Raw genomic sequence first — 26,613 nt, 5'->3', positions numbered from 1 at the left:
ATTTTAAATAGAGAACCCAAAGATATTCTATACGACACTTCATGTCGTATGACTTACGCCAGTCGCTTATATCCTCGCCCTGAACGGCGAGGTTTTATGCTCCAATAGATAAATCATTCATGATTTAACAACGATATTTATTTTGAGTTTCTTTACAATAACGATTTTATTTTAATTGGGTGAATGCAATGGCGCTGTGGCGATCCACCTTTATTGTCAGTTCGATGACAATGCTGTCCCGAGTATTAGGACTTGTCCGAGATATGGTTTTATTAAATGTCTTTGGTGCAGGTAAGGATTTTGACACCTTTGTGGTTGCATTCCGTATCCCCAATTTCTTTCGGCGGCTGTTTGCCGAAGGCGCATTTTCCCAAGCATTTATTCCAATTTTAACAGAATATAAAACTACAAAATTACATGCCGAAGTTCAGATCTTAATTAGTCGTGTTTTTGGCTGTTTACTGACGGTGATGTCATTGCTGACATTATTTTGTATGATTGCAGCGCCTGTGATTTTGTATGTTTATGCACCTGGTTTCCATGATGATCCTGCTAAATTTGATTTAGCTGTCGATATGTTTCGTTTAACCATTCCATATTTAATGTTTATGTCACTGACAGCATTTGCGAGCAGTATTTTAAATAGTTATGGTTCATTTTCGACACCTGCATTTGCACCTGTTTTGTTGAATGTTGCTATGATCGCAGGGGCATGGTGGCTTGCTCCATATATGGCTGAACCGATTATGGCGTTGGGTTGGGCAGTGGTTGCGGCAGGAATTTTACAACTTGCGATTCAAATTCCTGAATTATGGCGCAAAAAACTACTGATTCCACCAAAAGTTGATTTTAAACATGAAGGTGTGGAACGCATTTTAAAATTAATGTTGCCTGCGCTTTTTGGTGTATCAGTCACGCAAATTAATTTATTGCTCAATACCATTTGGGCATCGTTCATGCAAGATGGCTCGGTGTCTTGGTTATATAGTGCTGAGCGAATGACAGAGTTACCATTAGGCTTAATTGGTGTTGCCATTGGTACCGTCATTTTGCCTTCTTTGTCGATGAGCAAAGCTGAACAAGATCAAGAAAAATTTAGAAAAATGCTAGATTGGGCAGCTCGTGTTATTGTTTTAGTGGGTGTGCCTGCAAGTATTGCATTATTTATGTTATCTACCCCGATTATTCAAGCGCTTTTCCAACATGGTGCTTTTGATGTACGTGATACACAAATGACAGCTATGGCGTTGCAATGTATGAGCGCAGGGGTATTGGCATTTATGTTAATCAAAGTTTTTGCACCTGGTTTTTATGCGATTCAAGATACCAAAACACCTGTACGTGTTGGTTTAATGGCTGTTGCAGCCAACGCAATTTTAAACCTTGTTTTTATTGGAATTTTTAAACTCATAGACTGGCATGCTGAACATATGGCACTTGCCATTGCATCTTCAGGTTCTGCATTGGTGAATGCGGGTATGCTGTATTTTTATTTACATAAACGTAATATTTTCCGTTTTGGAGCGCATTGGAAAAAGCTATTTATTCAATTTCTTATTGCCAATATCAGTATGGTCACTGTGCTTTGGTATGCTTTAACTTGGTATGATGGCAGTGTTGCACAATGGATTCGCATTCTTGAAGTCGTAGGGCTTTGTCTAGCAGGTGTGTTGGCTTATGCGATTGGTTTATTTGCAAGTGGTTTTAGACCACGTCATCTTAAACACTAAATAAAGATAATAGACAATAAAAAACATCGCAATTTGGCGATGTTTTTTTTATTTAAATCATTTTTTACGGTAAAACTTTTAATAATTCTACATCAAAAATCAGTGTGCTATTTGGACCAATGGCATCGCCTGAACCAATTTCGCCATATGCTAATTTTGCAGGAATGAAAAAGCGATATTTGGCACCTTCTTGCATGAGTTGTAAGCCTTCTGTCCAACCTGCAATGACTTGGCTGACTTGAAATTCAACAGACTGGTTACGTGCAATTGAGCTATCAAAAACAGTACCATCTAATAAACGACCTTCATAATTGACGGATACTTTAGAGTTCGCTGAAGGTTTTTTGCCCTGACCTGCTTGTAAAACTTGATATTGCAAATCTGATTTTGTGCTGATAACACCTGATTTTTTTGCATTTTCAGCTAAAAAGGTTTCACCTAACTTGGCATTATTTTGAGCGACTTGTTGAAACTCAATCAGTTGTTTCGCTTCGCTTTGCTGTTTGTATTGGGCTAATGCTTTTGCCATTTCCTCATCAGTTAAACTGGCTTTTTGTCCAATAGAGCCTTGTTTTAAACCTTGAATGAATGCATCTAAATTAATATCTTTAAGTGTATCTGCATTTGTTCTACCCATGACATAGCCGTAGCTATAACCAAGTTGGTCTTTTTGAGAACTTTTGTTGTTAATATTTGCAGCATGACCTGCATGATACGTCATGAGTAAACCGATTAATACAATACTTTTTTTCATCATATCTATCCAAAAAAGGAGAGCAAATGCTCTCCTTTACTGATTTATTTTACTTTAATTAATTCAACATCAAAAATTAAGGTACTGTTTGGTGGAATGGTACCAGGAACACCTTGTTCACCATAAGCCAGTTTAGATGGAATATATAATGTGGCTTTTCCACCTTCTTTCATTAATTGTAATCCTTCAGTCCAACCAGGAATAACTTGATTTAAAGGAAACTCAATTGGTTCGCCACGATCATACGAACTATCAAATACTTTTCCATCAAGTAACTGACCTTTGTAGTGTACTGTCACCACGGATTCTGCAGTGGGTGCTTTACCATCACCTTGTTTAGTGATTTTGTACTGTAGACCAGAAGCAGTGGTTTGAATTCCTTCTTTTTTAGCATTTTCAGCTAAGAAATTATCACTTTGAGAAACGCTTGCTTTTGCATCAGCAAGTTGCTTTGCCTGCACTTCTTTTTGGAATTCAGTATAGGCAACTTGTAATTCTTCATCTGTAAATAAGCGTTCTTTTTTCGCATGTGCATCACGAATACCGCTGATAAATGTATCAACATCAACTTCAGCAGGTGTTTGACTTGCAACTTCATAACCTAAAGCATAGCTAATTTTTTCTACAGGTTTTGCTGTTTTAGAAATGCTACTTTGATTTACATCAACAGGGTGTTGAGTTGCATAATACACAGGAACAAGTGCAGCACCGCCTAATAATACAGCAACAGCGATGGGTAAGGCTTTACTCATGATATTTCCTAAAAATTTTTATCTTACAAGAGCTAATCATATAAATTATAGCTTGAACTACCAAAGCATATAATGTCTTACACTAAAACGGTATCTATATTCGTGTAAATCAACCAAAAATATACAGGGTTTTTAAATTAAAAATCCAGATCAAAAGATCTGGATTTTCATTATTTTATAGATTAATCATCTTTTTGTGCTGTATAGCTATAAGCATAATTATAACCATAACTGTAGCCACCTGAAGCTCGATTAATATCATTTAGAATAATACCATTTACTTTACTGCCTGCTTGCTCAAAGCGATTTACAGTCAGTTCAAGCTCTTTAATTTGAGTTTTTGCATAACGTGCAACCACTAAATTTACGCCTGCATATTGTGAAATAATAATACCATCTGTAACGGCTAAAACAGGTGGTGTATCTAAAATAATATGATCATATTGCTGAGAAAGTTGCTCTAACAATTCTTTAAATTGTGTAGAACTCAGCATTTCAGATGGATTATTTTGGTTTTTACCACGTGCAATAAAATCCAAATTATCGACTTGGGTTTTAAAGACTGTTTGTGCCAGTGTACTTTGACCACTGAGGAGTTCTGTTAAGCCAGGTGTGATATCACGATTAAAATATTTATGTAAATAACCACGACGGATATCAGCATCAATTAATAAAACACGTTTATTACCTTGAGCAAAAATAGTTGCAAGGTTTGCCGAAATAAATGATTTACCGACTTCAGGTGCAGGACCTGAAATTGCAATGACATTATTTTTAGCATTTGCTAATGAAAAATGAATCGTGGTACGGATGCTACGTAAACTTTCAATGGCAATGTCATTGGTATTTTTAACCGCAAGAATAGGAATAGATTTCTTTTTCTTTAAAATTTGAATCCGACTTTCTTGTACAGGAGAACGAGGCACAGTAGCATAAACAGGTAAATCTAATTCATTTTCAATTTGAGTTGAATCTTTAATTCCTGTGTGCATTAAGTTACGTAATAATGCTATGAGTACCCCAACAAAACCACCCACAAAAATAGATAGAATCAGAATAATGAGTTTACGAGGTGCAATAGGTTTAATGGGTTCAGCAGCCGTATCAATAATACGGACATTACCAATTTCACCAGCTTCAGAAATTTTTAATTGTTGATAGCTATTCAGTAAAGAAGTATATAGTTCACTATTTACTTTTACATCACGATAAAGTTGTAAATATAAGCGTTGAGTTTCAGGTAGGCGTTTTAAAGCCTGATTGAGCTCATTGGCTTTTTTATCAATAGTAGCTAACTGAGCATTAATTTCAGCCATTAATGGATGACTAGCGGTATATTTTGCAGAAAGTTCAGCTTGTTTCTGTTTTAACTCAATACGGGTTTTTTCTAATTCAACATTTTGTTTGAGCATTAACTCAGATTCTTGCGTGACATCAATAGTATTGTATTGTTCACGGAATTTATTGAACTTAATTTCAGATTCTTCAAGCTGTTTTTTTAGTTCAGGTAACTGTTTGTCTAAGAATTTGAGTGTTTGTTTTGACTCTAAAGTTTTACGTTCAATATTTTGTGCATGATATACATGTAAAATATTATTTAAAACCTCAGTAATATGTTGTTTGTCTTGACCTTGGTAATTCAGCCCAATGACACCCGTTAATTTACCTTTTTCAGCAACAGAATAGTCCTCATTTAAAGAAGTTACGGCAGCAGGTAAAGATTGTTTAACCAATGTAAATGTTTGCTTAAATGGAGCTTTACTATCAATGTAGATATTCCAGCCATTTGACTGATTAGGTTTGTTTAATTTACCCGTAAAAAGAACTTTTTCTTTTTCAATATCAATTAACTTAAACTGTTGAGGTACCGTTAAGTCTAAAGTTAGGGCTTTATTTTGATAAGCCAGTGGCACATCAAATTGCTTAATTAAAAAATTGGACTGATTTTTTTGGTAAAATACGCCGTCTTTACGATAATCTAATAAGATGTCATCTTGTGTGAGTAAGCGATGTAATTTGCTGTCTTCATCATCTTGGATTCGAATATTGAGATTCAAGTCTTGAATAACTTGCCCTAATACCATACGAGATTTTAAGATTTCAATCTCAGCTTGTGCTGGAGATTTTTGATCGACAACAGAAGATAAATCACCTAAAAGTGCAGCAGCACCTGCTCCTTTACTGTCCTCAACTTGAACTAAAGCATCTGTTGAATATGTATTTGGAGTAACACGTAGGTAGAGTAATGCACAAATCAAACTTAAAATTACACAAAGGGCAATCACTTTCCATTGAGCAATTAATGAAAAAAATAACTCTTTTAAGTCGATCGTATCATCATTCGTTTTTGAATTTTGGTTCATATGACTACAACTAATTTAAATTTAAAGATGTGATTGCCAATCAGTGACATAACGTTGAATATTATTGCATGTCTCAATAAAAAATGCTTGATCATGCTTATATGGGTCAGGCACATTAATATTCTGCCAATGCCCTAACATAAACACTTTACCTTTAGCAAAAGGCCAAGTTTGTTCAATATGTTTTTGCTGATTATGACTCATGACTAAAATTAAATCGGATTTTTTGATTAATTGTGTATTAATTTGCTTGGCAAGATGTCCACGCATATCGATGCTTTGATCATCCATGCAAGCGATTGCTTTATCATCTGCAGGATGTCCAACCATCGCAGATAAGCCAGCCGATTCGATATGTAGGTCAGGATGAGCATTTTTTAAAAAATACTCAGCCATGGGACTACGACAAATATTACCCACACAAACGACAAGAATATTTTGAATTTTCATTATTGCCCTAAACGATCAATGTTATATAAAGCATTAGAGAAAGGAATAATTTGGTTAATGACACGTTGCCAACGTGTTAATCCAGTCGCATCCACATAAACGATATCATTTTTTTGCATTGCAAATTGGTTCGCTAAAGCAAAATTACCAAAACTACTCAGATTTAATTGGTAGACCGTAGATACTTTAGTATTTAAATCTGTACGCATCACATAAATGTGTGCTGCACTTGCAGAGTTTGGATTAATACCACCACTTTCACCTAAAACATCGCTTAAAGTCATACCTTGATCACGTAAATTCACAGCTTGAGTACGACTAGATTCACCTAATACATAAAGCTTTTGATCTTGTTTAGCATTCACAAAAATAGTGTCATTTGGTTGAATGAGAAGATTATGTAAAGATAAACCCTGCTTTTCTAAAGTAATGGTATTTAAATTATAAGTTTGCCCATTACGAATTAATTGAATATTAGTATTATCACCTGTTTGAGAATTTATACCACCTGCTTGTCCTAAAGCAGTATAAATACTAATGGGTTGATCATTTAAAGTGTATTGTCCACTTTTCATCACCTGACCATTTACAAAATAGCGTTTTCCTTCATAAGCTAAAACACGCACAACAACATCTGGTGTTTTGAGGTAACGAGCAAATAAACTACGCATCTCTTTATTAATTTGCGAAAGAGTTTTGCCTGATGCACGGTATGAACCAATTAAAGGTGCTTGAATATAACCGTTTTGATCAATACGATAACCATTGGCTAATACAGAAGTATCATTGGTCATTTGGGTTACAGGGGGTGTAATTTCTGGATAAGCCCAGAGCTGAATAGATAAAATATCCCCTGAGCTTAAGCGATAAATTGTATTTTGATGATGAAATAATGACGCTACATTTTGAAACGATTGGTCAAGACTACCTATTTGACTTGGTAAAGTATTTTGAGTGAGCTGAACGACATTGAGTTCTGCACCTTGATCAGTTTGATATAGTCCTTGGTCTGGAACATCATAGGTTTGTAAACCAGAAGTCATTGCACAGCCAGTAAATAAAAATGAAACTGCTAAAAAAAGTGAGGTGCGTGGATACTTCACATTCAAAACCCTTAATTGTATTAAATTGTAACTTAGAATTACCTTATGCCTTAAATTGTATGCTATTACGAATAAAATTCCTACTAGACTTAATTATCATAAATATAATTAATACATAAAACTGAGTGATTTTAGTTAAAAACATGTAATTTTAGTTAATATTTAATGTAATTTCCTTTAGAATATCGTTTTTGTTTTATATAACTAACTGCATTAGAACCAGCCTCAGGATTTAAAAAGCATGCTTCAACTTGAACAACTAAAGATAGCAATAATTGGATTAGGCTATGTCGGTTTACCATTAGCAGTGGAGTTCGGGAAAAAAACTTCTGTGATTGGTTTTGATATTTATCAAAAACGTATTGATGAGTTGAAAAGTGGTCAAGATCATACTTTAGAAGTCAGCCCAGAAGAGTTAAAAACAGCAAAATATCTTTCTTATAGTGCCGATTTAGAAGATTTAAAAAGCGCAAATTTTTATATTGTCACCGTTCCAACACCAATTGATCATGTGAATCGTCCAGATTTAACACCACTGCAAAAAGCAAGTGAAACACTTGGCAAAGTGATTTCCAAGGGTGATGTTGTTGTTTATGAATCAACTGTATATCCAGGTGCAACAGAAGAAGTTTGTGTTCCAGTTCTAGAAAAATTTTCAGGTTTAAAATTTAACGAAGATTTTTTTGTGGGCTATAGTCCAGAACGTATTAACCCAGGTGATAAAGTTAATACACTAACTAAAATTAAGAAAATTACCAGTGGTAGTACACCAGAAGTTGCAGATCTCGTAGATCGTGTTTATTTAAGTATTATTACTGCTGGAACGCATAAAGCATCAAGTATTAAAGTAGCTGAAGCAGCTAAAGTGATTGAAAATACACAACGTGATTTAAATATTGCTTTGGTTAATGAATTGTCTGTTATTTTTGATCGTATTGGTATTGATACTGTTGATGTATTAGAAGCGGCAGGAAGTAAGTGGAATTTTCTACCTTTCCGTCCAGGTTTAGTGGGTGGTCACTGTATTGGTGTAGATCCGTACTATTTAACACATAAAGCAGAAGAAGTTGGATATCATCCACAAGTCATTCTTGCAGGTCGTCGTATTAACGACAATATGGCACGTTATGTTGCTCGTAATACCATCAAACATATGCTGCAAAATGGTATTGATGTGCCTCGTGCAAAAGTAGGTGTTTTGGGCATAACTTTTAAAGAAAATTGTCCAGATATTCGTAATAGTAAAGTGTCTGATTTAGTCAAAGAATTAGAACTTTGGGGGGCACAAGTTGTTGTTGCTGATCCATGGGCTGATGCTGAAGAAGTAAAACATGAATATGGTGTTGATCTTCAGGTTATTGATGAAAACAATCCTGTAGATAGCTTGATTGTAGCTGTTGGACATAATGAATTCCGCACATTGACAGCTGAGCAGTTACGTCGTTTAGTACGTACAGAAAAACCTGTTTTGTCTGATGTGAAAAGTTTGTTTGATCGTGATGAAATGGTCGCACAAGGTTTTACTGTTTTCCGCCTTTAATTTTAATGATCGAAAGAAAGAAGTATATAGAATGAAAAAGTTTGCTCTTATCGGTGCAGCAGGATATATCGCACCTCGCCATCTTAAAGCGATTAAAGAAACAGGTAATACTTTAGCTGTTGCAATGGATATTAACGATTCGGTTGGAATCATGGACAGCCATTTTCCTGAAGCAGAGTTTTTTACAGAGTTTGAGGAATTTGAAGCATATGTGGAAGACCAAAAATTAAAAGGTGAAAAGCTCGATTACGTTGCTATTTGTTCACCAAACTACTTGCATGCGCCTCACATGAAATATGCCTTGAAAAATGGCATAGATGTCATCTGTGAAAAACCATTGGTATTAAGTTCAGAAGATTTAAACTTATTATCTGAATACGAAAAACAATATGGTGCAAAAGTAAACTCAATTTTACAGTTACGCTTACATCCTTCGATTATTGCTTTACGTGATAAAGTACAGTCAGCGCCCGAAGGTAAAATTTTTGATGTTGACTTAACGTATTTAACTTCGCGTGGTAAATGGTACTTAAAATCATGGAAAGGCGTTGATAATAAATCAGGTGGTGTTGCAACCAATATCGGTGTGCATTTCTATGATATGTTGCACTTTATTTTTGGCAAAATTGTGAAGAATGAAGTCCATCACCGTGATGAAAAAACAGCTTCTGGTTATTTAGAATATGAACGTGCTCGTGTACGTTGGTTCTTGTCTATCGATGCAAATAACTTACCTGAAAATGCTGTTCAAGGTGAAAAATTAACTTATCGTAGCATTACCATTGAAAATGAAGAGCTTGAGTTCTCAGGTGGTTTCACTGATCTTCATACACAAAGCTATCAACGTATTTTAGAAGGCAAAGGCTACGGTGTTGAAGAAAACCGTGCTGCAATTGAAACAGTTGAAGTGATCCGTGTGGCACCATTAGTAGAAAATCCTACAAACCCACACCCATTATTAGCGAAAGTAAAAAAATAATCAGGGATTTTATTATGAGTTTTTATCAACATGAAAGTGCGATTGTTGATGAAGGCGCGCAAATTGGAAATGATTCTCGGGTTTGGCATTTTGTTCACGTATGTGGCGGTGCCAAAATTGGGCAAGGCGTGTCTTTAGGGCAAAACGTATTTGTAGGAAACAAAGTTGTTATTGGTGATCATTGTAAAGTTCAAAACAATGTTTCAGTTTATGATAATGTGACTTTGGAAGAAGGCGTTTTTTGTGGACCAAGTATGGTATTCACAAATGTATATAACCCTCGTTCTCTTATTGAGCGCAAAGATCAATATCGTGATACTTTAGTGAAAAAAGGCGCGACTTTAGGTGCAAACTGTACGATTGTGTGCGGTGTGACTATCGGTGAATATTCTTTTGTAGGCGCTGGTGCTGTCATTAATAAAGATGTACCTGCATATGCATTAATGGTGGGTGTGCCTGCAAAACAAATTGGCTGGATGAGTGAATTTGGTGAGCAATTGGCATTGCCAATCACAGGTCAGGCAGAAGTAGTATGCTCACATACAGGTGCAATTTACCGTTTGGATGGTCAGGTTGTGACCAAGCAGCAGGCTTAAAATGATTGAATTTATTGATTTAAAAGCACAAAAAACTCGTCTAAAAGATAAAATTGAAGCGGGTATTCAAAATGTATTAACACATGGTCAATATATTCTTGGACCTGAAGTAAAAGAGTTGGAAGAGAAGCTTGCAGCTTATGTCGGTGCAAAATACTGCATTACTTGTGCAAATGGTACCGATGCTTTACAGATCGTGCAAATGGCATTTGGTATTGGTCCTGGTGATGAAGTAATCACACCTGGGTTTACTTATATTGCGACAGCGGAAACAGTTGCAGTATTGGGTGCAACGCCTGTATATGTTGATGTTAATCCAAAAACATATAATTTAGATATTGAAAAGTTGGAAGCGGCGATTACTCCGCGTACTAAAGCCATTATTCCTGTAAGTTTATATGGGCAATGTGCTGATTTTGATGCTATTAATGCAATTGCTGAAAAGTATAATCTACCTGTGATTGAAGATGCTGCGCAAAGTTTTGGTGCAACATATAAAGGTCGTAAGAGTTGTAATTTAAGTACAGTAGCATGTACAAGCTTTTTCCCAAGTAAACCTTTGGGTTGCTATGGAGATGGTGGTGCTATTTTTACCAATGATGATGAGCTTGCAAAAGTCATTCGTCAAATTGCACGTCATGGTCAAGATCGTCGTTACCATCATATTCGTGTGGGTATGAACAGTCGTTTAGATACGTTACAAGCTGCAATTTTACTGCCAAAACTTGAAATTTTGGATGATGAAATGCAAGCACGTCAACGTGTTGCTGAAACATATACACGACTTTTCAATGAAGCGGGTATTTCAACAACACCATATATTGAAGAACACAATCAAAGTGCATGGGCGCAATATACCATTCAAGTGGAAAATCGTGATGAAGTTCAGGAAAAGCTAAAAGCACAAGGTATTCCGACGGCTGTACATTATCCAATTCCATTGAATAAGCAGCCTGCAGTAGCCAATGAAAATGTAAGTTTACCTGTGGGTGATGCAATTGCAGAGTGCGTAATGAGCTTGCCAATGCATCCTTATTTGACACTTGAAGCGCAAGAAAAAATAGTTAGTTCTTTGAATTAGGGTAAAAATGTGGATATTAGGATGAAGAAAAAATGCATGTTTTGATTATTCCATCGTGGTATCCACGATTTAGTGGTGATGTTAGTGGTAGCTTTTTTAGAGAGCAAGCAATTGCGTTAAAAAAATCAGGATTATCTGTAGGCTTAATTTGTCCACAGATAAAAAGTCTTAAAGATTTTAAGAGTATTTTGAAAAAGCCTTATGGTTTAGATATTCAATTAGATGAAGGGATTAATGTACTTAGATGGCATAGTTTTAACTATTTACCTAAAGTAAAAAGTTTTAGTAAAAATCATTGGATTCAAATAGGCTTAAAGTTATTTGAATCTTATATGGAAAGATATGGTAAGCCAGATGTAATTCATGTACATTCTATGTTATATGCTGGTTATCTAGCTCATCAAATTAATACACGATATAATATTCCATATGTCATTACAGAACATAGCAGTGCCTTTGCACGAGGATTTGTTAATGATGATGTAATAGAGTCTTTAAAACCAGTAGTTGAGAGATCAGCAAAATGTGTAGCTGTTAGTCATCAGTTTTGTAAGTTTTTGAATAATTGTTTTCCAAAAAGTAATTGGTTATATATTCCTAATATTGTGAGTGAAAATTTTTTCACAGTTAATGCTAGTTTTGAAAGTAAAAAAAATAGAATTATTAGTATTTGTCATTTAAATAAAAATAAAAATTCAGAATTGTTAATTCGAGCATTTGAACAAGTCTTAAAATCCTCTCCAAATGCTGAATTGGTTATAGGCGGAGAAGGTGATGAAAGAATAAAATTAGAATTGCTAGTCAAAGAATTAAAAATAGAAAAAAATGTAATATTTTTGGGGGCATTGACTCGAGATCAAGTTAAAGAAGAAATTCAAAAGTCTGCTTTATTTGTTGTTTCAAGTAAATATGAAACTTTTGGTGTAGTGGTTGTAGAGGCTTTAGCATTAGGTAAACCTGTGGTTTCAACAAAATGTGGAGGTCCTGAATCAATTATTAATTCTGAAGTGGGCTTACTCGTTGAAAATGAATCTATTTTAGAATTAAGTAATGGTATTTTGTATATATATAATAATTTAGAAAAATACAAACCAGATTATCTTAGAAAGTATTGTTTGGAGAATTTTAGTGAAACTTCGGTTTTATCGAGATTAAATATAGTTTATAAAGATTCTAGTGGTTTCAATGAATAAAAAAACAATTTTAGGTTATGCTATTGGACCAATTGGGTCAGGATTACTTGGTTTTATAAGTTTACCTATTATTACTTGGTTTTATTCAGTTGAAGATGTTGGACGTATTTCTATGCTCCAAATTTTTACAAATTTTTCAGTTTTATTATTTTGCTTGGGTTTGGATCAAGCTTATGTAAGAGAGTATCATGAGGCGAATAATAAACCAGCATTGTTCAAAACTGTAGTACTTCCAAGTTTAGTATTAAGTTTAATATTTTTCACTTTAATTTTTTTGTATGATAATAATTTAATATCAAAGTTAATGTTTGATGTTCCTAGTACATACTTAAGTCTTTTGGTTATTGTTTGTTTTCTTGTTGCATTAATTTCTAGGTTTTTATCTTTGATTTTAAGGATGCAAGACAGATCTTTTGCATTTTCAATGAGTCAATTGTTACCTAAATTGATTTTTATTCTAATTATTATTAATACAGTATGGTTAAGTTTTTCAAGAGATACATATAATTTAATTACAGCCAATGCTATTTCTATGATTATGGCTTGTTTGATATTTTTTTGGAATACACGAAAAGAATGGATGCAAGCACTTAGAGAAAAATTTGATTTTTCTGAATTTAAGAGTTTATTACATTTTGGCTTACCTCTAGTAGCTGGTGGTTTGGCAGCTTGGGGGTTAAATGTGATGGATAAGTTGTTTTTAAGGCATTATTCAAGCTATGCTGAGTTAGGTATATATTCAGTGACTATGAGCATTGCAGCAGTAGTAACGATATTCTCAAGTATTTTTAATACTATTTGGGCACCTATGGTTTATAAGTGGGTTGCTACAGGGGAATATGATGACCAAAAAATGCAATTAGTACTAAAATATTTATTAATGTTTGTTTATTTTTTTATGGTATTGGTTGGACTATTTTCTTGGATAATACCATATTTCTTACCTGAAAATTATAATCAAATACAATATCTTATTCCAATGTGTTTATTAGCACCGATGTTATATACTATCTCTGAAGTAACAGGAATTGGAATAGCTATAGTGAAGAAAACTAAATTTGCTATGCTGTGCTCTATTGTAGCTATGCTTTTTAGTATATTTCTAAACTATATATTGGTTAAATCCTTAGGTGCGAAAGGAGCTGCAATTTCTACTGCTACTGCTTTCTTGGTATTTTTATTTATGAGAACGAGCATTTCTCAAATAGTTTGGAAAAAAATTCCTCATGTAAATCTACTTTATATCATGGTTATTCTGTATACTCTTTGTTTGTTGCATCTATTATTTTTGAAAAACTCATATTATGTTGTTGTAATGTGGAGTGTTTTTTTATCTATAGGAGTTCTCTATTATAAAGATGATTTAATTAAATGTATGGGGTTTTTAAAAACTAAATTTTTGAGACATTATAAATGAGTGTAATTGTAATATATTTAAAATTAGTATTTTTATTAATTTTTTAAAGATATTTGATATAGTTAAGGAAATAATGAAATATGTTTAGTTTAAATAAATCATTTATTGTATTGTTGTTTTTCTCTACATTTTTAGCTTTTGTAGTAAATTTTGGTATCCTAGCTTATGGGCCATTTTTGCTTTTAGGTTTTTTTGTTATTTGTAATAATTTTTTTAAAACAGGGACTTTAAGCAAAAAAGATTTTTATACCTTTATTGGTATTACACCATTTATTTTATTATGTCTTTCTTCATATATTTTACATCCCTATCAAGATAAATTTTTTAATACTCATATATTGGCTTTGTTAGTTATTTACCCACTCATAGTTTCAATTCAATATGTAAATACATTAAGTGATGATAGAAGGGTGGATTTTTTATATAATTTATTAAAATACTTTATTTATTTCCAAATTTTTGTCTGTGTTGGTCAAGCTTTAAACTATATTGTAGGCATAGGTTTTTATATCCCAGAAGAGTTTAGAGACTCCAAAATGATTCCCGGGACTTTTGCAAATGCTAATGATTTAGCTACCGTATTGGTTCTTATTTTGTATTCAATTTTGAATTTAGAAAAATCTTTAAGTGGTAAAAAGTTTGTTTTTTTAATTATTCTAATATTTATTTTAATCATAATATGTGCTTCACGAGTTGCTTTAATTTTATCTATTCTTTTATTTATTTTTAGATCTGGTTTTAATTTTTATAAATTTTTAAAGTCTTTCTTAATTTTAGCTTTATCTGGTTTAATGTTAGTTGTTTTAGCAAAGACTATCATGGGCGATACGTTTAATAGAGCTTTGCTTAGATTAGAAGCTATTAAGGATATTGCGACACAGGGTTTTTCTTCTGATAATTCAGCCAGTATACGTACTTTATCTTATGAGTTTTTTTTGAATAATCTCGGTCAATTGGGTTTTGGAACTTTTGAAGTAAATAATTATAGTACCTTTGCAAATACTACAGATGCATCTTATATTAATGAGTTAATGTTTCAAAACCCTCATTCATTAATTGTTGAGGTTGGGTATTGGTTGGGCTATATTGGTTTAATTTTTCTAAGTCTTTTTATATTTAGCTTGATTAAAAATCATAATAAAAATAAGTTTTTATTGCTATTCTTATTTTTAACACTAACAAACATTCCATCTAGTATTTTAGGGAATTTTTTGTTTTTCTCATTTTTTGTTTTAACCTGTATTTTTAAATACCCTAAGACTAGTGATTTTAGAAATGAATAAAATATTGTTTTTATCTGCTATTGATTTTAAAGATAAATCAATACAAATTGTTAAAAAAACTCCTGAATTTTATGGGAATCAATTAGATTGGGAGGTTGATTATATTGTTGCAAGAGATAAATCTAAGTCTGGTAATTATTATTATGAACAGATTGTAGATTTGCCAAAAGTCAATGTGAATAGATTCTATTGGCCTTTTAGTCAGCTAAGAGAGTCAAATAATAGATTTATTTTTTTATTTTTTTCAAAGTTGGCTTCATTTTTTGTCATTTGGAAACTTTTTTTTATGGCGTTAAAAGCTTGTAAAGAAAAAGATTATGATTATATATATGGCTATGAAATGCAGGGAGTGCTTGCGTCAAATTTACTAAAAATATTTTTTTATAAGAAAAAGTATATCTCTAGGTTTCAGGGAGTTTATTATATTAAAGAACATTTTAAGAATAAGAAGTATTTAAATCTTTTATTTAATATGGATACATTGATAGCACTTTGGTTACCATCAGATTTATTAATCATGACTGATGATGGAACACAAGGGGATCAAATATTAAAAAAAATTAAGTCAAAGTCTCTTAAAAATTATTTATTTATTTCCAATGGGGTTGAGGAAATAAAAAAAGAACATCTGGAAATATCTAGTAAAGTTGATTCTTTAGAAAATAAAATATTTGATAAATATTTTATCATGGTGTCTCGACTGGTTAAAACTAAAAGAGTACATTTAATGATAGAAGCTTTTTCTAATTTTATTGAGAAATCACAAGTCGAAATTGATTTTTGTTTTTTAATTGTTGGTGATGGTCCTGAATTAGATATACTTAAAGATATGACTAAGAAATTAAATATTGATAAGTATTTTTATTTTACAGGGGCAGTAAAAAATATTGAAGTATATGGTTTAATTAATAATGCCTCAGCTATTTTTAGTTTGTATGAGTCTTCAAATATTGGTAATCCATTTTTTGAATCAATGCAATGTGGTACCCCAATGATTGCTGTTAATAATGGGGATACAAATAAATATATAATAGATAAGTATAATGGTTTGTTAATTGATGAGGATAACATTATTAACGATCTTTATGTAATTTTAAATCAAATATCTAAAGATGAAATTAACTTAAAAGAAATGAGCAATAATGCGAAAGAATATTCTAAAAATAATATTCTTTCTTGGGAAAAACGTTTTATTAAAGAAATTGAAAGAGTTAAGTTGATATCAAATTAATTCTAATTTAGATTTAAAGGTAAGATATAGTAATGAAAATAGTTTTATTATCTGGAGCTTCATCGATACATACCATACGTTGGTCAAATGCATTGGCTAATAAAAATGTAGATGTCCATTTGATTTCACAACATGAACCACTAGAAGATTTAAATCCAAAAGTCAAATTCTATAAGCTTCCTTATAAAGGAATGTTAGGTTATTACATACATGCTAGTAAGGTACGCAAGTTAATTTCAATAATAAAACCAGATTTAGTAAATGTTCATTATGCAAGTGGTTATGCTACCTTAGCAAGATTAGCAAAATGTTATCCAACAATTTTATCTGTTTGGGGGAGTGATGTTTATGATTTCCCTATGAAATCCTTTTTACATAAAAGTGTGGTCGTTAAAAATTTAAAATATGCAGATCGTGTTGCATCTACTAGTTTGGCTATGGCTGAACAAACGAACAGTTTATTGTCTAAAAAATTAGATAATATTGCTATTACTCCTTTCGGCGTAGATTTTAGCCAATTTCAAGACATTCACTATAAGTTAGATTCCAATGAAATTTTAATTGGAACTATAAAAGGTTTGGAGGATAAATATGGTATTGATATACTTATAAAGGCTTTTGCTCTTTTAACTGAAAGGTTAGAAAAGCAAAAATCTGAACGTCAAATTTTCCTTGAGATTGTTGGAGAAGGCCCTAAAGAAAATCATTTAAAAGCTTTAGTAAAAGAGTTAAATTTGGAAGACAAAATTAAATTTTCAGGACGTATAGAGCATAAATTTGTTCCTAAAAAGTTAGAAACTTTTGATATTTTCGCTGCTTTAAGCCGAGTGGAAAGTTTTGGGGTTGCTGTGGTTGAAGCTCATGCCGCTCGTCGACCAGTTATAGTCTCAAATGTTGGTGGGTTACCTGAGGTAGTCACGAATGGTATAAATGGATTTGTTGTTGAATGTGAAGATATTAACAATACCTGTGATATGTTGGAAAAGCTAGTAATAGACTATTCTCTCAGAAAGAGCATGGGGGATGCTGGTTTTCAGAACGCTTTAGAAAAATATAGTTGGAATGTGAATGTTGATATGATGATTAACTTATATTCTGAAACTTTAAAAAAGGTGAAAGTTAAATGAGTAATCACTTGGTATCAGTAATTACCCCACTATATAATGCTGAATCGTATATTGAAAAAACAATTCTTTCGATTTTGAATCAAAAATATATAAATTGGGAATTACTAATCATTGATGATTGTTCAAAAGATCAATCAGTTACAGTTGTGAAAAAATTTGTTGAGCTTGATTCAAGAGTAAAATTAATACAATTAGAAAATAACTCTGGTGCTGCTGTTGCAAGGAATAAAGGAATTGAATATGCAACTGGAAGATTCATCGCATTTTTAGATAGTGATGATACTTGGCATCCTGAGAAGCTAAATCATCAAATTGACTTTATGTTAAAGAATAATTATGCATTTACATACACTGCGTATCATAAAGTAGATGAAAATAGTAGTTATTTGTCAAACGTCAATATTCCAGAAAAAATAAGTTATAATGAACTGTTAAAAACGTGTGTTATAGGATGCTTAACAGCAATGTATGATGCAGAAAAATTAGGTAAAGTAACGTTTCCACTAATTCGTAAACGTCAAGACTTTGCATTATGGCTAAAAATTTTGAAAAAAGTGCCATTTGCATATGGTCTTAATGAGGATTTAGCTAGTTATACCGTTAGGTCTGATTCTATATCTGCAAATAAATTTAAAGCTGCACAATACAATTGGTATTTATATCGTAATATTGAGCATTTATCTCTTTTCCAATCTATATACTATTTTTCACATTATATGATTAAAGGTATAATTAGGACAAAATTTCCTGAATTAGCTCAAAAGTTTAAAATTTAATTATATAGGATTTAAAAATGTCTACAACAGTATCTATCGTTGGACTTGGCTATGTTGGTTTATCAAATGCAATTTTACTTTCCCAACATAATAAGGTGATTGCCATTGATAATGATAGCGAACGTGTAAAGTTGGTAAATCAACGTAAATCTCCTATCCATGATCGTGAAATTATTGAATATTTAAGAAATAAAAAACTTAATTTAACAGCAAGTTTAAATTGGCAAGATGCTTATAAAAATTCGGATATTATTGTTATTGCTACTCCTACAGACTACGATGAAAACAAAAATTATTTTAATACAAATTCTGTAGAGTCAGTAATTAAAAATGTTCTATCAGTAAATAAAAATGCGCTTATTGTAGTTAAATCTACGATACCCGTTGGTTTTATTCAAAACATGCGAAATCAATTTGAGACGGATAATATTATTTTTTCCCCAGAATTTTTGAGAGAAGGAAAAGCACTTTACGATAATCTTTACCCTTCACGTATTATTGTAGGGGAACAATCAGATAGGGCTGAAAATTTTGCTAATTTATTGTTGCAAGGTGCAATAAAAAAAGATGTGAAAATTTTACTTACAGATTCAACTGAAGCAGAAGCAATTAAACTATTTGCAAATACTTATCTAGCGATGCGAGTATCCTTCTTTAATGAATTAGATACTTATGCTGAGCAGAAAGGTCTAAATTCTAAACAAATTATTGAAGGTATCTGCTTAGATCCAAGAATTGGTGATTATTATAACAATCCATCATTTGGTTATGGTGGTTATTGTTTACCAAAAGATACTAAACAGTTATTGGCAAATTATAAAGATGTTCCAAATGAAATTATTACAGCAATTGTGAAAGCAAATAATACTAGAAAGCAATTTATAGTGGATCAAATATTAGCAAGAGAGCCTAGAGTTGTTGGTGTTTTTAGATTGGTTATGAAGCAAGGATCTGATAATTTTCGTTCATCAGCTGTTCAGACAATCATAGATTCTTTACAAAAAAATGGTATAGAAGTTGTTATCTACGAGCCTACAATGTTGGAACAGAATTTTCATACTTGTGAAGTATACAAAGATCTAAGCCAGTTTAAGCGACAATGTGATGTTATAATTTCGAACAGATTGGAAGATGATTTGTTAGATGTATTGGATAAAGTGTATACTAGAGACATTTTCAACAATAATTAAGAAAACTTCATTAGATCTAGATTTTTTAAAGCTTTAATGGTGAAGTGCTTTAGTAACTGTGAAAAAGAGGAAGCGATGAAACGCTTAATAGATTTTATAATTTCTTTGACTGCTTTGTGTATTCTGTCGCCAATTTTTTTACTTGTTGCTTTTAAAGTAAAAAAAAATTTAGGATCACCTATATTTTTCTATCAAGAGCGCCCAGGGAAAGATGGAAAACTATTTAAAATGATTAAATTTCGTTCTATGAAGGATGCTGTTGATAAAGATGGTCATCCTTTACCTGATGATCAACGTATTACACCATTTGGTCAAAAATTGCGTTCTACTAGTCTAGATGAAATGCCGCAACTCATTAATGTACTCAAAGGTGATATGAGTATTGTAGGACCACGTCCTCAAATGAAAGAATTTTTAGATCATTATACTCCGCATCAAATGCGTCGGCATGAGGTTAAACCTGGAATGACAGGTTTGGCACAAGTGAGTGGTCGTAATAATTTATCTTGGGAAGAAAAATTTGATTTAGATGTCGAATATGTGGAAAAACAATCTACATTATTTGATTTTAAAATTATGTTTAAAACAGTTGAAGTCATGGTGAAAAAGGAAGGGATTAATGCACCAGATCAAGAAGTTGGAGCTGAACGCTTTTCTAGTAGAAACAATACATCAAATACAAAGCCACATTCTCATCAATAAATTTTAAAGTGTTAGTAAAGTAAGTTATGATCAAAAAAGCAATTTTTCCTGTCGCTGGTTTAGGTACACGTTTCTTACCTGCAAGTAAGTCTATTCCCAAAGAGATGGTGACAGTGGTAGATCGCCCAGCCATTGAATATGTTGTTAAAGAAGCTGTTGCAGCAGGCATTGAACAAATTATTTTAGTGACTCATTCTTCTAAAGCCTCTATTGAAAATTATTTTGATCGTAACTTTGAGTTAGAAATTACTTTAGAAAATAAAAAGAAATTTGACTTGCTCAAAGAGATTACAGATATTTTACCTAAAAATGTCAGTGTTGTTAGTGTACGTCAACCTCAGCCTTTGGGTTTAGGTCATGCCGTACTTTGTGCTAAAGATATCGTTGGAGATGAGGCTTTTGCAGTTTTATTACCCGATGTTTTAGTAAAAGATACTGATACTCAAAATGATTTATCATTAATGATCCAACGTTTTGAAGCCTCAAATGCTTCACAAATTATGGTTGAGGCTGTGCCTGATCATTTAGTTGATCAATATGGTATTGTTGATATTGCTCAATCACCGAATGAAGGTGAAAGCATTGTTATGCAAGGGATTGTAGAAAAGCCTGCTGTAGGTACTGCGCCTTCAAATTTATCAGTTGTAGGACGTTATGTTTTACCTGCTGAAATTATGCAACTTTTAGAAAATACGCCAAAAGGTGCAGGTAATGAGATACAGCTTACAGATGCGATCGCTGCATTACAAAATACTGCAACGGTTGAAGCGTACCGTATGAAAGGTCAAACTTTTGACTGTGGTAGTAAGATTGGCTACTTAAAAGCAGTGTTACATTATGGAATTGAGCATCCAAAACTGGGTGCGGAGTTTAAACAACTGATTCAAGAATTAGAGCTGTAAAGACTCAAAATTAGGTGATAAATGAAAATTAGTGTTTTTGGTACGACCTTACAGGCAGGCGTACTGGCAGGTTTGATGGCTGAGTTTGGTCATCAAGTTTCATGGTGTTTAAATTCACTCAAAACACTGAAATATCAAGATGAAAAAGTCAATCAGCTGATCGACAAGCAAATACAACTTAGTTTTTTAAATATTGTTGATATAGGTGAGTTGAATTTAGATCAAGATATTTATTTATTTTCATTTACACCAACAGAGATTGATATTGCTCTAAATATTGCAAAAAAGATTAGCCTTTCGGCAATTATTCATCCAAAGTTGATGATCAATGGTTCAACCTTTGGTTTGCATGGCACTCAACAATTAAAAAGTATTTTGTCTCATGATTATTGGGCATATTTACCTGATGTAATTCAAGAGGGTAATGCGATTCAGAGTTTTACGCAGCTTAAACAAGTCATCGTTGGTGTAGAGCAAGAAGAAACTCAAAACTTGATGTCTGAATTATTACGTCCTATCTTTCAGTTTAAACAGCAATTTTTGTTTATGCCGATTTTGGATGCAGAATTTACCAAACTCAGTATTTCTGGCATGTTAGCGACACGTATTAGTTATATGAATGACTTAGCTTCAGTGTCTGAAAAATTGGGAATAGATATTAGTAATGTTCGTCAAGGTTTAGCAGCCGATACACGTATTGGGGCAACTTACTTATCCCCTGGTGCAGGTTTTGGCGGTGAGAATTTTTCACATGATATTTTAACTTTATCCAATACTGTGGCTGATATGGGTGCCCATAGTCATTTACTGGAACAAGTATGGGCGATTAATGAGCAACAAAAAGAAGTTTTATTTAGAAAGTTATGGAATTATTACCATAGCCATTTAAAAGGTAAAACCGTTGCAATTTGGGGTGCTTCCTTTAAAGAGAATACCTCAAGCATTCAAAATGCACCTATTCATGTTATGTTGCAAGCTTTATGGGCACAAGGAATTACGGTGCAATTACATGATCCGCAAGCGTTAAAAGAAATTAAAAAAATGTATGGAGTTCGTGCTGATTTAATTTTGTGTGAGGATCAATATCAGGCTGTTGAAAATGCAGATGCACTGTGTTTAATGACCGCTTGGGCACAATATTGGAGTCCTGATTACGCACAATTGAAGCAAAAAATGAAACATCCTTTGATTTTGGATGGTCGTAATATTTATGATCCTAAGTATGTGAAATCTCAAGGCTTTGCATATCAAGGAGTTGGTCGTTCATGAGCAATATCGAGAAATTTCCTGTGCAAGTAGATATTCGGCAGCAGTTAAGTCATTTGGCTGAAGTTCAAAAAAATATCCATTTAAATGAATTATTTGCAAAAGAAACTCATCGTTTTGAAAGCTATTCTGTGCAATATCAGGATCTTACTTTTGATTTTAGTAAGCATCGTATTGATCAAACTATTTTTAAAAACTTAATGCAATTTGCTGAATCAAAACATTTAGCACAATGGATTCAACGCTTATTTTCAGAAGAACAGATTAACTATACTGAACAACGTGCAGCAATGCATTGGGTTCTGCGTCAACCCATTGAAAATAAAAAAAATAAAAAAATTGTACAAGCTGTACATGAACAGTTAGAGCGTATGTATCGTATTGTTGAAAAGATTCATGCAGGACAATATCGTGGTGTGACAGGCGAAGTTATTCAAAATGTGGTCAACATTGGTGTGGGTGGTTCGGATTTAGGTCCTTTGATGGTCACACATGCTTTATCTGATTATAAAGTTCATACTGCAAAACCTTTAAATGTACATTTTGTTTCAACCATGGATGGCAGTCAGCTTTCAGAGTTGTTACATCAGCTACGCCCAGAAACGACGCTCTTTATTATTTCTTCCAAGTCTTTTGGTACGATCGATACATTATCGAATGCACAAACGGTACGCCAATGGTTAGAAAAGTCCTTAGGGCAGAGTGAAGGAGTTTTAAAAAATCATTTTATTGGTATTTCGACCAAACCTGAGAAAATGACTGAGTGGGGAATTGCACCTGAAAATCAATTATTGCTGTGGGATTGGGTCGGTGGTCGTTATTCGCTGTGGTCATGTATTGGTTTGCCGATTGCATTGACAATAGGTATAGATGGTTTCAAACAATTACTTGCAGGTGCTTATACGATTGATGAGCATTTTCAACAGGTAGAGTTTGCACAAAATTTACCTGTACTGATGGGAATGTTAGGTGTTTGGAATAATAATTTTTTAAATATTCAAACACATGCAGTACTTCCTTATGATGGGCGTTTAAAATATTTTGCAGCTTATTTACAACAATTAGAAATGGAATCGAATGGTAAATCCATTCAGCGTAATAATGAAAAAGTAGAGTATGACACTTGCCCGATTCTTTGGGGAGAAGTGGGTCCAAATGCACAACATGCATTTTATCAATTACTGCATCAAGGTACGCATTCGGTTAGTTGTGATTTTATAGCACCTATCAATCGTTATAATGCGAATCAATTTACTTATGCTGAAAATGCAGAAGCCTTAATTGAGCAGCATCATTTAGCACTTTCAAATTGTTTAGCACAATCACGCTTATTGGCATTTGGAAATCAAGCACTTGATCAAAATGAATTGCCTGATTTACCTAAATATAAGCAATACGAAGGCAATCAGCCAAGTACCACATTATTAATGAAAGAATTAAGTCCTTATAGTTTGGGAATGTTAATTGCTTTATATGAACATAAAGTTTTTGTGCAATCTGTGATATGGAATATTAATCCTTTTGATCAGTGGGGCGTTGAAAAAGGTAAGGAAATAGCTAATCAACTATTGCCTATTTTAAATCAACAACAACATGACTTATCAGCCTTAGATGCTTCGACACAAGGTTTAATCAAAACCCTTCTTCAAAAATAACAGAGTTTTATTATGGCAAACATTTTAGTGACAGGTGGTGCAGGCTATATCGGTTCACATACTTGTTTAGAAATTTTAAATGCAGGACACTCTGTTATTGTACTGGATAATTTATCTAATAGCTCTGAAGAAGCTTTGTTAAGAGTACAAGAACTCACAGCAAAAAGTTTAACTTTTGTTGAGGGGGATATTCGGGATGCATCTGCTTTAGATCAAGTGTTTGCAACGCATAAAATTGATGCAGTGATCCATTTTGCGGGTTTAAAAGCTGTTGGCGAGAGTCAGCAAATTCCATTGACTTATTTTGATAATAATATTGCGGGTTCAATTAGCTTGGTGCAAGCTATGGAACGTGCTGAAGTCTTTCATTTGGTCTTCAGTTCATCTGCCACCGTCTATGGTGAAAGTAATCCCTCGCCTTATCAAGAAAATATGCCACTGGGTATGCCTACAAATAACTATGGCTATACAAAGCTTATCGTTGAACAAATGCTAGAAAAATTATCTTTAGCAGATGAGCGTTGGTCAATTGCATTATTGCGTTATTTTAATCCTATTGGTGCACATAAAAGTGGTCGTATTGGTGAAGATCCGCAAGGGATTCCTAATAATTTGATGCCATTTATTACCCAAGTTGCTGTAGGTCGTCGCGAAAAGCTTTCAATTTTTGGTCAAGATTATGCAACCCAAGATGGAACGTGTGAGCGTGATTATATTCATGTCGTAGATTTAGCTAAGGCACATTTATTAGCACTTGATCATCGGTTAAAGTCAAAAGGTTGTAGAGCTTGGAATATTGGCACTGGGCAGCCTATTTCTGTATTACAAATGAAAAATACTTTTGAAAAAGTGAATGACAGAAAAATTCCTTTTGAATTTGTTGAAAGACGTTTTGGTGATTTGGCGAGTTTTTATGCAGATAGTACACGAGCTCAAACGGAACTTGGTTGGGTTGCAAAATATAGTTTAGAAGATATGCTTGTAGATAGTTGGAATTGGCAAAAGCAAAATCCTGAGGGATATAAAAAATAATTTTTAAGTATTTAAAAATGGGAGCTGATCGCTCCCATTTTTTAGCAAATTTTTTGAGGAAAATCAGATTAGCCCTGAATTAACGCTGTTAATTCATCTACATAAGCTTGCATTGGTTTTGGGTTTTTATCTTTACGGCTTTCAATATTTAGGCGTAATAAAGGCTCTGTATTTGAAGCGCGAACATTTAAGCGCCAAGCGTTAAAATCTAAACTCACACCGTCGGTTTGGTCAATTTTTGGATTTTGATCCGCAAAATAGTCAAATATTTTTTGAATCGTCTGTTGAGTATCAGCGACTTTAAAGTTGATTTCACCACTACAAGGGAATTTTTCAATCATATCTTCAACCAGTGTAGATAAAGATTGATTGGTTTCTGAAACTACTGAAATTGCCAATAGCCAAGGAATCATACCGCTATCACAATATGAAAAATCGCGGAAATAATGGTGTGCACTCATTTCTCCACCATAAACCGCATTATGTTCACGCATAACATCTTTAATAAAAGCATGCCCTGATTTAGATTGAATAGCTGTTCCTTGATATTTTTCAACAATATCAAACGTATTCCAAACTAAACGAGGATCGTGCACAATTTTTTCGCCTGACTGTTTCAGTAAAAATGCTTGAGCAAGTAACCCTACGATGTAATAGCCTTCGATAAATTGACCTTTTTCATCAAAAAGGAAGCAACGATCAAAATCACCATCCCATGCGATCCCCATATCTGCTTGATGTTCAAGTACAGCATTACGGGTACTATCGCGGTTTTCCACTAAAATTGGATTGGGAACCCCGTTTGGAAAGTGACCATCTGCATCATTGTGAATCTTAATGAATTCAACAGGAATACTGAGCTGCTTGAATTTTTCTTCAATAGCATCAACCACATGACCTGCTGCACCATTACCTGCATTCATGACTAACTTTAATGGGTGAATTTTACTTGGGTCAATATAGGTAATTAAATGCTCAATGAATTCAGGCAAAATATTGTATTTTTGAGTTGTACCTTTTTGAGCAACATCTTTAAACTGTTCTGCTTCAGCTAAAGCTTGAATGTCTTTTAAACCAGTATCTGCACTGATTGGTCGTGCATTTTCACGCACTAATTTCATGCCATTATAATCCATTGGATTATGACTTGCTGTGATTTCAATCCCACCCTGAACATCTAAATGAAAAGCACCAAAATAAACCTCTTCCGTACCTGTCATACCTAAGTCAAGGACATCAACACCTGCATCATTTAAACCACGGATGGTGGCTTGTTTGAGTTCTTCACTGGTTAAGCGAACATCACAACCGACGACTACAGTTTTTGGTTGATAAATTTGCCCATAAGCACGACCGATTTTATATGCAATATCATTATTGAGTTCTGTGCCGAGTTTTCCACGGATATCATAAGCTTTAAAGCAAGTGAGTTGGCTCATATCTTCTCTCGTTTGATAAAGAAAAGGCTGGTTTATACCCAGCCTATATTAG

The 26,613-nt window shown here is 33.3% G+C and carries 23 protein-coding genes; 17 read left to right on the top strand and 6 right to left on the bottom strand.

Translation table 11 applies throughout. The features are described from left to right. Positions 1 to 179: 179 nt before the first annotated feature. Positions 180 to 1,730, top strand: a complete 1,551-nt coding sequence (murJ, locus tag HX124_RS15005) for a murein biosynthesis integral membrane protein MurJ (RefSeq protein WP_286383794.1) — start codon at positions 180 to 182, stop codon at positions 1,728 to 1,730. Positions 1,731 to 1,794: 64 nt separating this feature from the next. On the opposite strand, the gene bamJ (HX124_RS15000) is transcribed toward murJ, so the two are convergent. The 5 genes from bamJ (HX124_RS15000) to HX124_RS14980 all read right to left on the bottom strand — a co-directional run bounded on the left by bamJ (HX124_RS15000) (position 1,795) and on the right by HX124_RS14980 (position 7,152). Further along, positions 1,795 to 2,487: a BamJ family beta-barrel-assembly machinery protein gene (gene bamJ / locus HX124_RS15000; protein ID WP_286383793.1), complete on the bottom strand. Its 693-nt coding sequence runs from the start codon at positions 2,485 to 2,487 to the stop codon at positions 1,795 to 1,797. Positions 2,488 to 2,528: 41 nt separating this feature from the next. Continuing rightward, positions 2,529 to 3,236 (bottom strand): BamJ family beta-barrel-assembly machinery protein, encoded by a 708-nt coding sequence (bamJ, locus tag HX124_RS14995; RefSeq protein ID WP_286383792.1) that lies wholly within the window; start codon positions 3,234 to 3,236, stop codon positions 2,529 to 2,531. A 182-nt stretch (positions 3,237 to 3,418) separates the two neighbouring features. Then, positions 3,419 to 5,599, bottom strand: coding sequence for a polysaccharide biosynthesis tyrosine autokinase (locus HX124_RS14990; RefSeq protein ID WP_286383791.1), 2,181 nt, complete (start codon positions 5,597 to 5,599; stop codon positions 3,419 to 3,421). 21 nt (positions 5,600 to 5,620) lie between these two features. Further along, a complete protein-coding gene (locus tag HX124_RS14985) occupies positions 5,621 to 6,049 on the bottom strand; it encodes a low molecular weight protein-tyrosine-phosphatase (RefSeq protein WP_286383790.1) in 429 nt (142 codons plus the stop codon). After that, entirely contained in the window at positions 6,049 to 7,152 is a 1,104-nt protein-coding gene (locus HX124_RS14980) for a polysaccharide biosynthesis/export family protein (protein WP_286383789.1), read from the bottom strand. Before HX124_RS14980 ends, HX124_RS14985 begins: the two co-directional genes overlap by 1 nt. A gap of 241 nt (positions 7,153 to 7,393) precedes the next feature. On the opposite strand from HX124_RS14980, the gene tviB reads away from it, so the two are divergent. The 16 genes from tviB (at position 7,394) to galE (ending at position 25,122) form a co-directional block, all read left to right on the top strand. Next, positions 7,394 to 8,692: a Vi polysaccharide biosynthesis UDP-N-acetylglucosamine C-6 dehydrogenase TviB gene (gene tviB, locus HX124_RS14975; RefSeq protein ID WP_286383788.1), complete on the top strand. Its 1,299-nt coding sequence runs from the start codon at positions 7,394 to 7,396 to the stop codon at positions 8,690 to 8,692. 31 nt (positions 8,693 to 8,723) lie between these two features. Then, on the top strand, positions 8,724 to 9,671 hold the full coding sequence (locus HX124_RS14970) for a Gfo/Idh/MocA family protein (RefSeq protein ID WP_107008963.1): 948 nt from the start codon (positions 8,724 to 8,726) through the stop codon (positions 9,669 to 9,671). Between the two features lie 14 nt (positions 9,672 to 9,685). Next, complete coding sequence (gene wbpD, locus HX124_RS14965; protein ID WP_286377960.1) at positions 9,686 to 10,267, top strand: UDP-2-acetamido-3-amino-2,3-dideoxy-D-glucuronate N-acetyltransferase; 582 nt, start codon at positions 9,686 to 9,688, stop codon at positions 10,265 to 10,267. A 1-nt stretch (position 10,268) separates the two neighbouring features. After that, positions 10,269 to 11,348, top strand: a complete 1,080-nt coding sequence (locus tag HX124_RS14960; protein WP_286383787.1) for a DegT/DnrJ/EryC1/StrS family aminotransferase — start codon at positions 10,269 to 10,271, stop codon at positions 11,346 to 11,348. A gap of 32 nt (positions 11,349 to 11,380) precedes the next feature. Continuing rightward, the gene (locus tag HX124_RS14955) at positions 11,381 to 12,541 is read left to right on the top strand and encodes a glycosyltransferase (protein WP_286383785.1); all 1,161 of its coding nucleotides are present in this window, start codon (positions 11,381 to 11,383) and stop codon (positions 12,539 to 12,541) included. Next, complete coding sequence (locus HX124_RS14950; RefSeq protein ID WP_286383783.1) at positions 12,534 to 13,958, top strand: lipopolysaccharide biosynthesis protein; 1,425 nt, start codon at positions 12,534 to 12,536, stop codon at positions 13,956 to 13,958. Before HX124_RS14955 ends, HX124_RS14950 begins: the two co-directional genes overlap by 8 nt. Before the next feature lie 80 nt (positions 13,959 to 14,038). Further along, positions 14,039 to 15,241 carry a hypothetical protein gene (locus tag HX124_RS14945; protein ID WP_286383782.1) on the top strand — a complete coding sequence of 401 codons (1,203 nt, stop codon included), beginning with the start codon at positions 14,039 to 14,041 and terminating at the stop codon, positions 15,239 to 15,241. Continuing rightward, on the top strand, positions 15,234 to 16,472 hold the full coding sequence (locus tag HX124_RS14940; protein WP_286383781.1) for a glycosyltransferase: 1,239 nt from the start codon (positions 15,234 to 15,236) through the stop codon (positions 16,470 to 16,472). Before HX124_RS14945 ends, HX124_RS14940 begins: the two co-directional genes overlap by 8 nt. Before the next feature lie 32 nt (positions 16,473 to 16,504). Beyond that, the gene (locus HX124_RS14935; RefSeq protein WP_286383780.1) at positions 16,505 to 17,599 is read left to right on the top strand and encodes a glycosyltransferase; all 1,095 of its coding nucleotides are present in this window, start codon (positions 16,505 to 16,507) and stop codon (positions 17,597 to 17,599) included. Further along, on the top strand, positions 17,596 to 18,375 hold the full coding sequence (locus tag HX124_RS14930; protein WP_286383779.1) for a glycosyltransferase family 2 protein: 780 nt from the start codon (positions 17,596 to 17,598) through the stop codon (positions 18,373 to 18,375). The genes HX124_RS14935 and HX124_RS14930 overlap by 4 nt, the downstream gene beginning before the upstream one ends. A 17-nt stretch (positions 18,376 to 18,392) precedes the next feature. Further along, on the top strand, positions 18,393 to 19,565 hold the full coding sequence (locus HX124_RS14925) for a nucleotide sugar dehydrogenase (RefSeq protein ID WP_286383777.1): 1,173 nt from the start codon (positions 18,393 to 18,395) through the stop codon (positions 19,563 to 19,565). A 75-nt stretch (positions 19,566 to 19,640) separates the two neighbouring features. Continuing rightward, on the top strand, positions 19,641 to 20,267 hold the full coding sequence (locus tag HX124_RS14920; RefSeq protein WP_286383775.1) for a sugar transferase: 627 nt from the start codon (positions 19,641 to 19,643) through the stop codon (positions 20,265 to 20,267). 26 nt (positions 20,268 to 20,293) lie between these two features. Then, a complete protein-coding gene (galU, locus tag HX124_RS14915; protein WP_286383773.1) occupies positions 20,294 to 21,169 on the top strand; it encodes a UTP--glucose-1-phosphate uridylyltransferase GalU in 876 nt (291 codons plus the stop codon). Positions 21,170 to 21,190: 21 nt separating this feature from the next. Further along, positions 21,191 to 22,438 (top strand): nucleotide sugar dehydrogenase, encoded by a 1,248-nt coding sequence (locus tag HX124_RS14910; RefSeq protein ID WP_286383771.1) that lies wholly within the window; start codon positions 21,191 to 21,193, stop codon positions 22,436 to 22,438. Next, complete coding sequence (gene pgi, locus HX124_RS14905) at positions 22,435 to 24,090, top strand: glucose-6-phosphate isomerase (RefSeq protein ID WP_286383769.1); 1,656 nt, start codon at positions 22,435 to 22,437, stop codon at positions 24,088 to 24,090. Before HX124_RS14910 ends, pgi begins: the two co-directional genes overlap by 4 nt. Before the next feature lie 12 nt (positions 24,091 to 24,102). After that, positions 24,103 to 25,122: a UDP-glucose 4-epimerase GalE gene (gene galE / locus HX124_RS14900; protein WP_286377948.1), complete on the top strand. Its 1,020-nt coding sequence runs from the start codon at positions 24,103 to 24,105 to the stop codon at positions 25,120 to 25,122. Between the two features lie 68 nt (positions 25,123 to 25,190). Here the strand turns inward: galE and HX124_RS14895 are convergent, their stop codons facing one another. After that, positions 25,191 to 26,561: a phosphohexomutase domain-containing protein gene (locus HX124_RS14895; protein WP_286383766.1), complete on the bottom strand. Its 1,371-nt coding sequence runs from the start codon at positions 26,559 to 26,561 to the stop codon at positions 25,191 to 25,193. Between the last annotated feature and the right edge of the window lie 52 nt (positions 26,562 to 26,613).

Source organism: Acinetobacter sp. 226-1 (assembly GCF_030329325.1).
GTDB lineage: Bacteria > Pseudomonadota > Gammaproteobacteria > Pseudomonadales > Moraxellaceae > Acinetobacter > Acinetobacter sichuanensis.
This window is presented reverse-complemented; position numbering and strand designations above follow the sequence as displayed.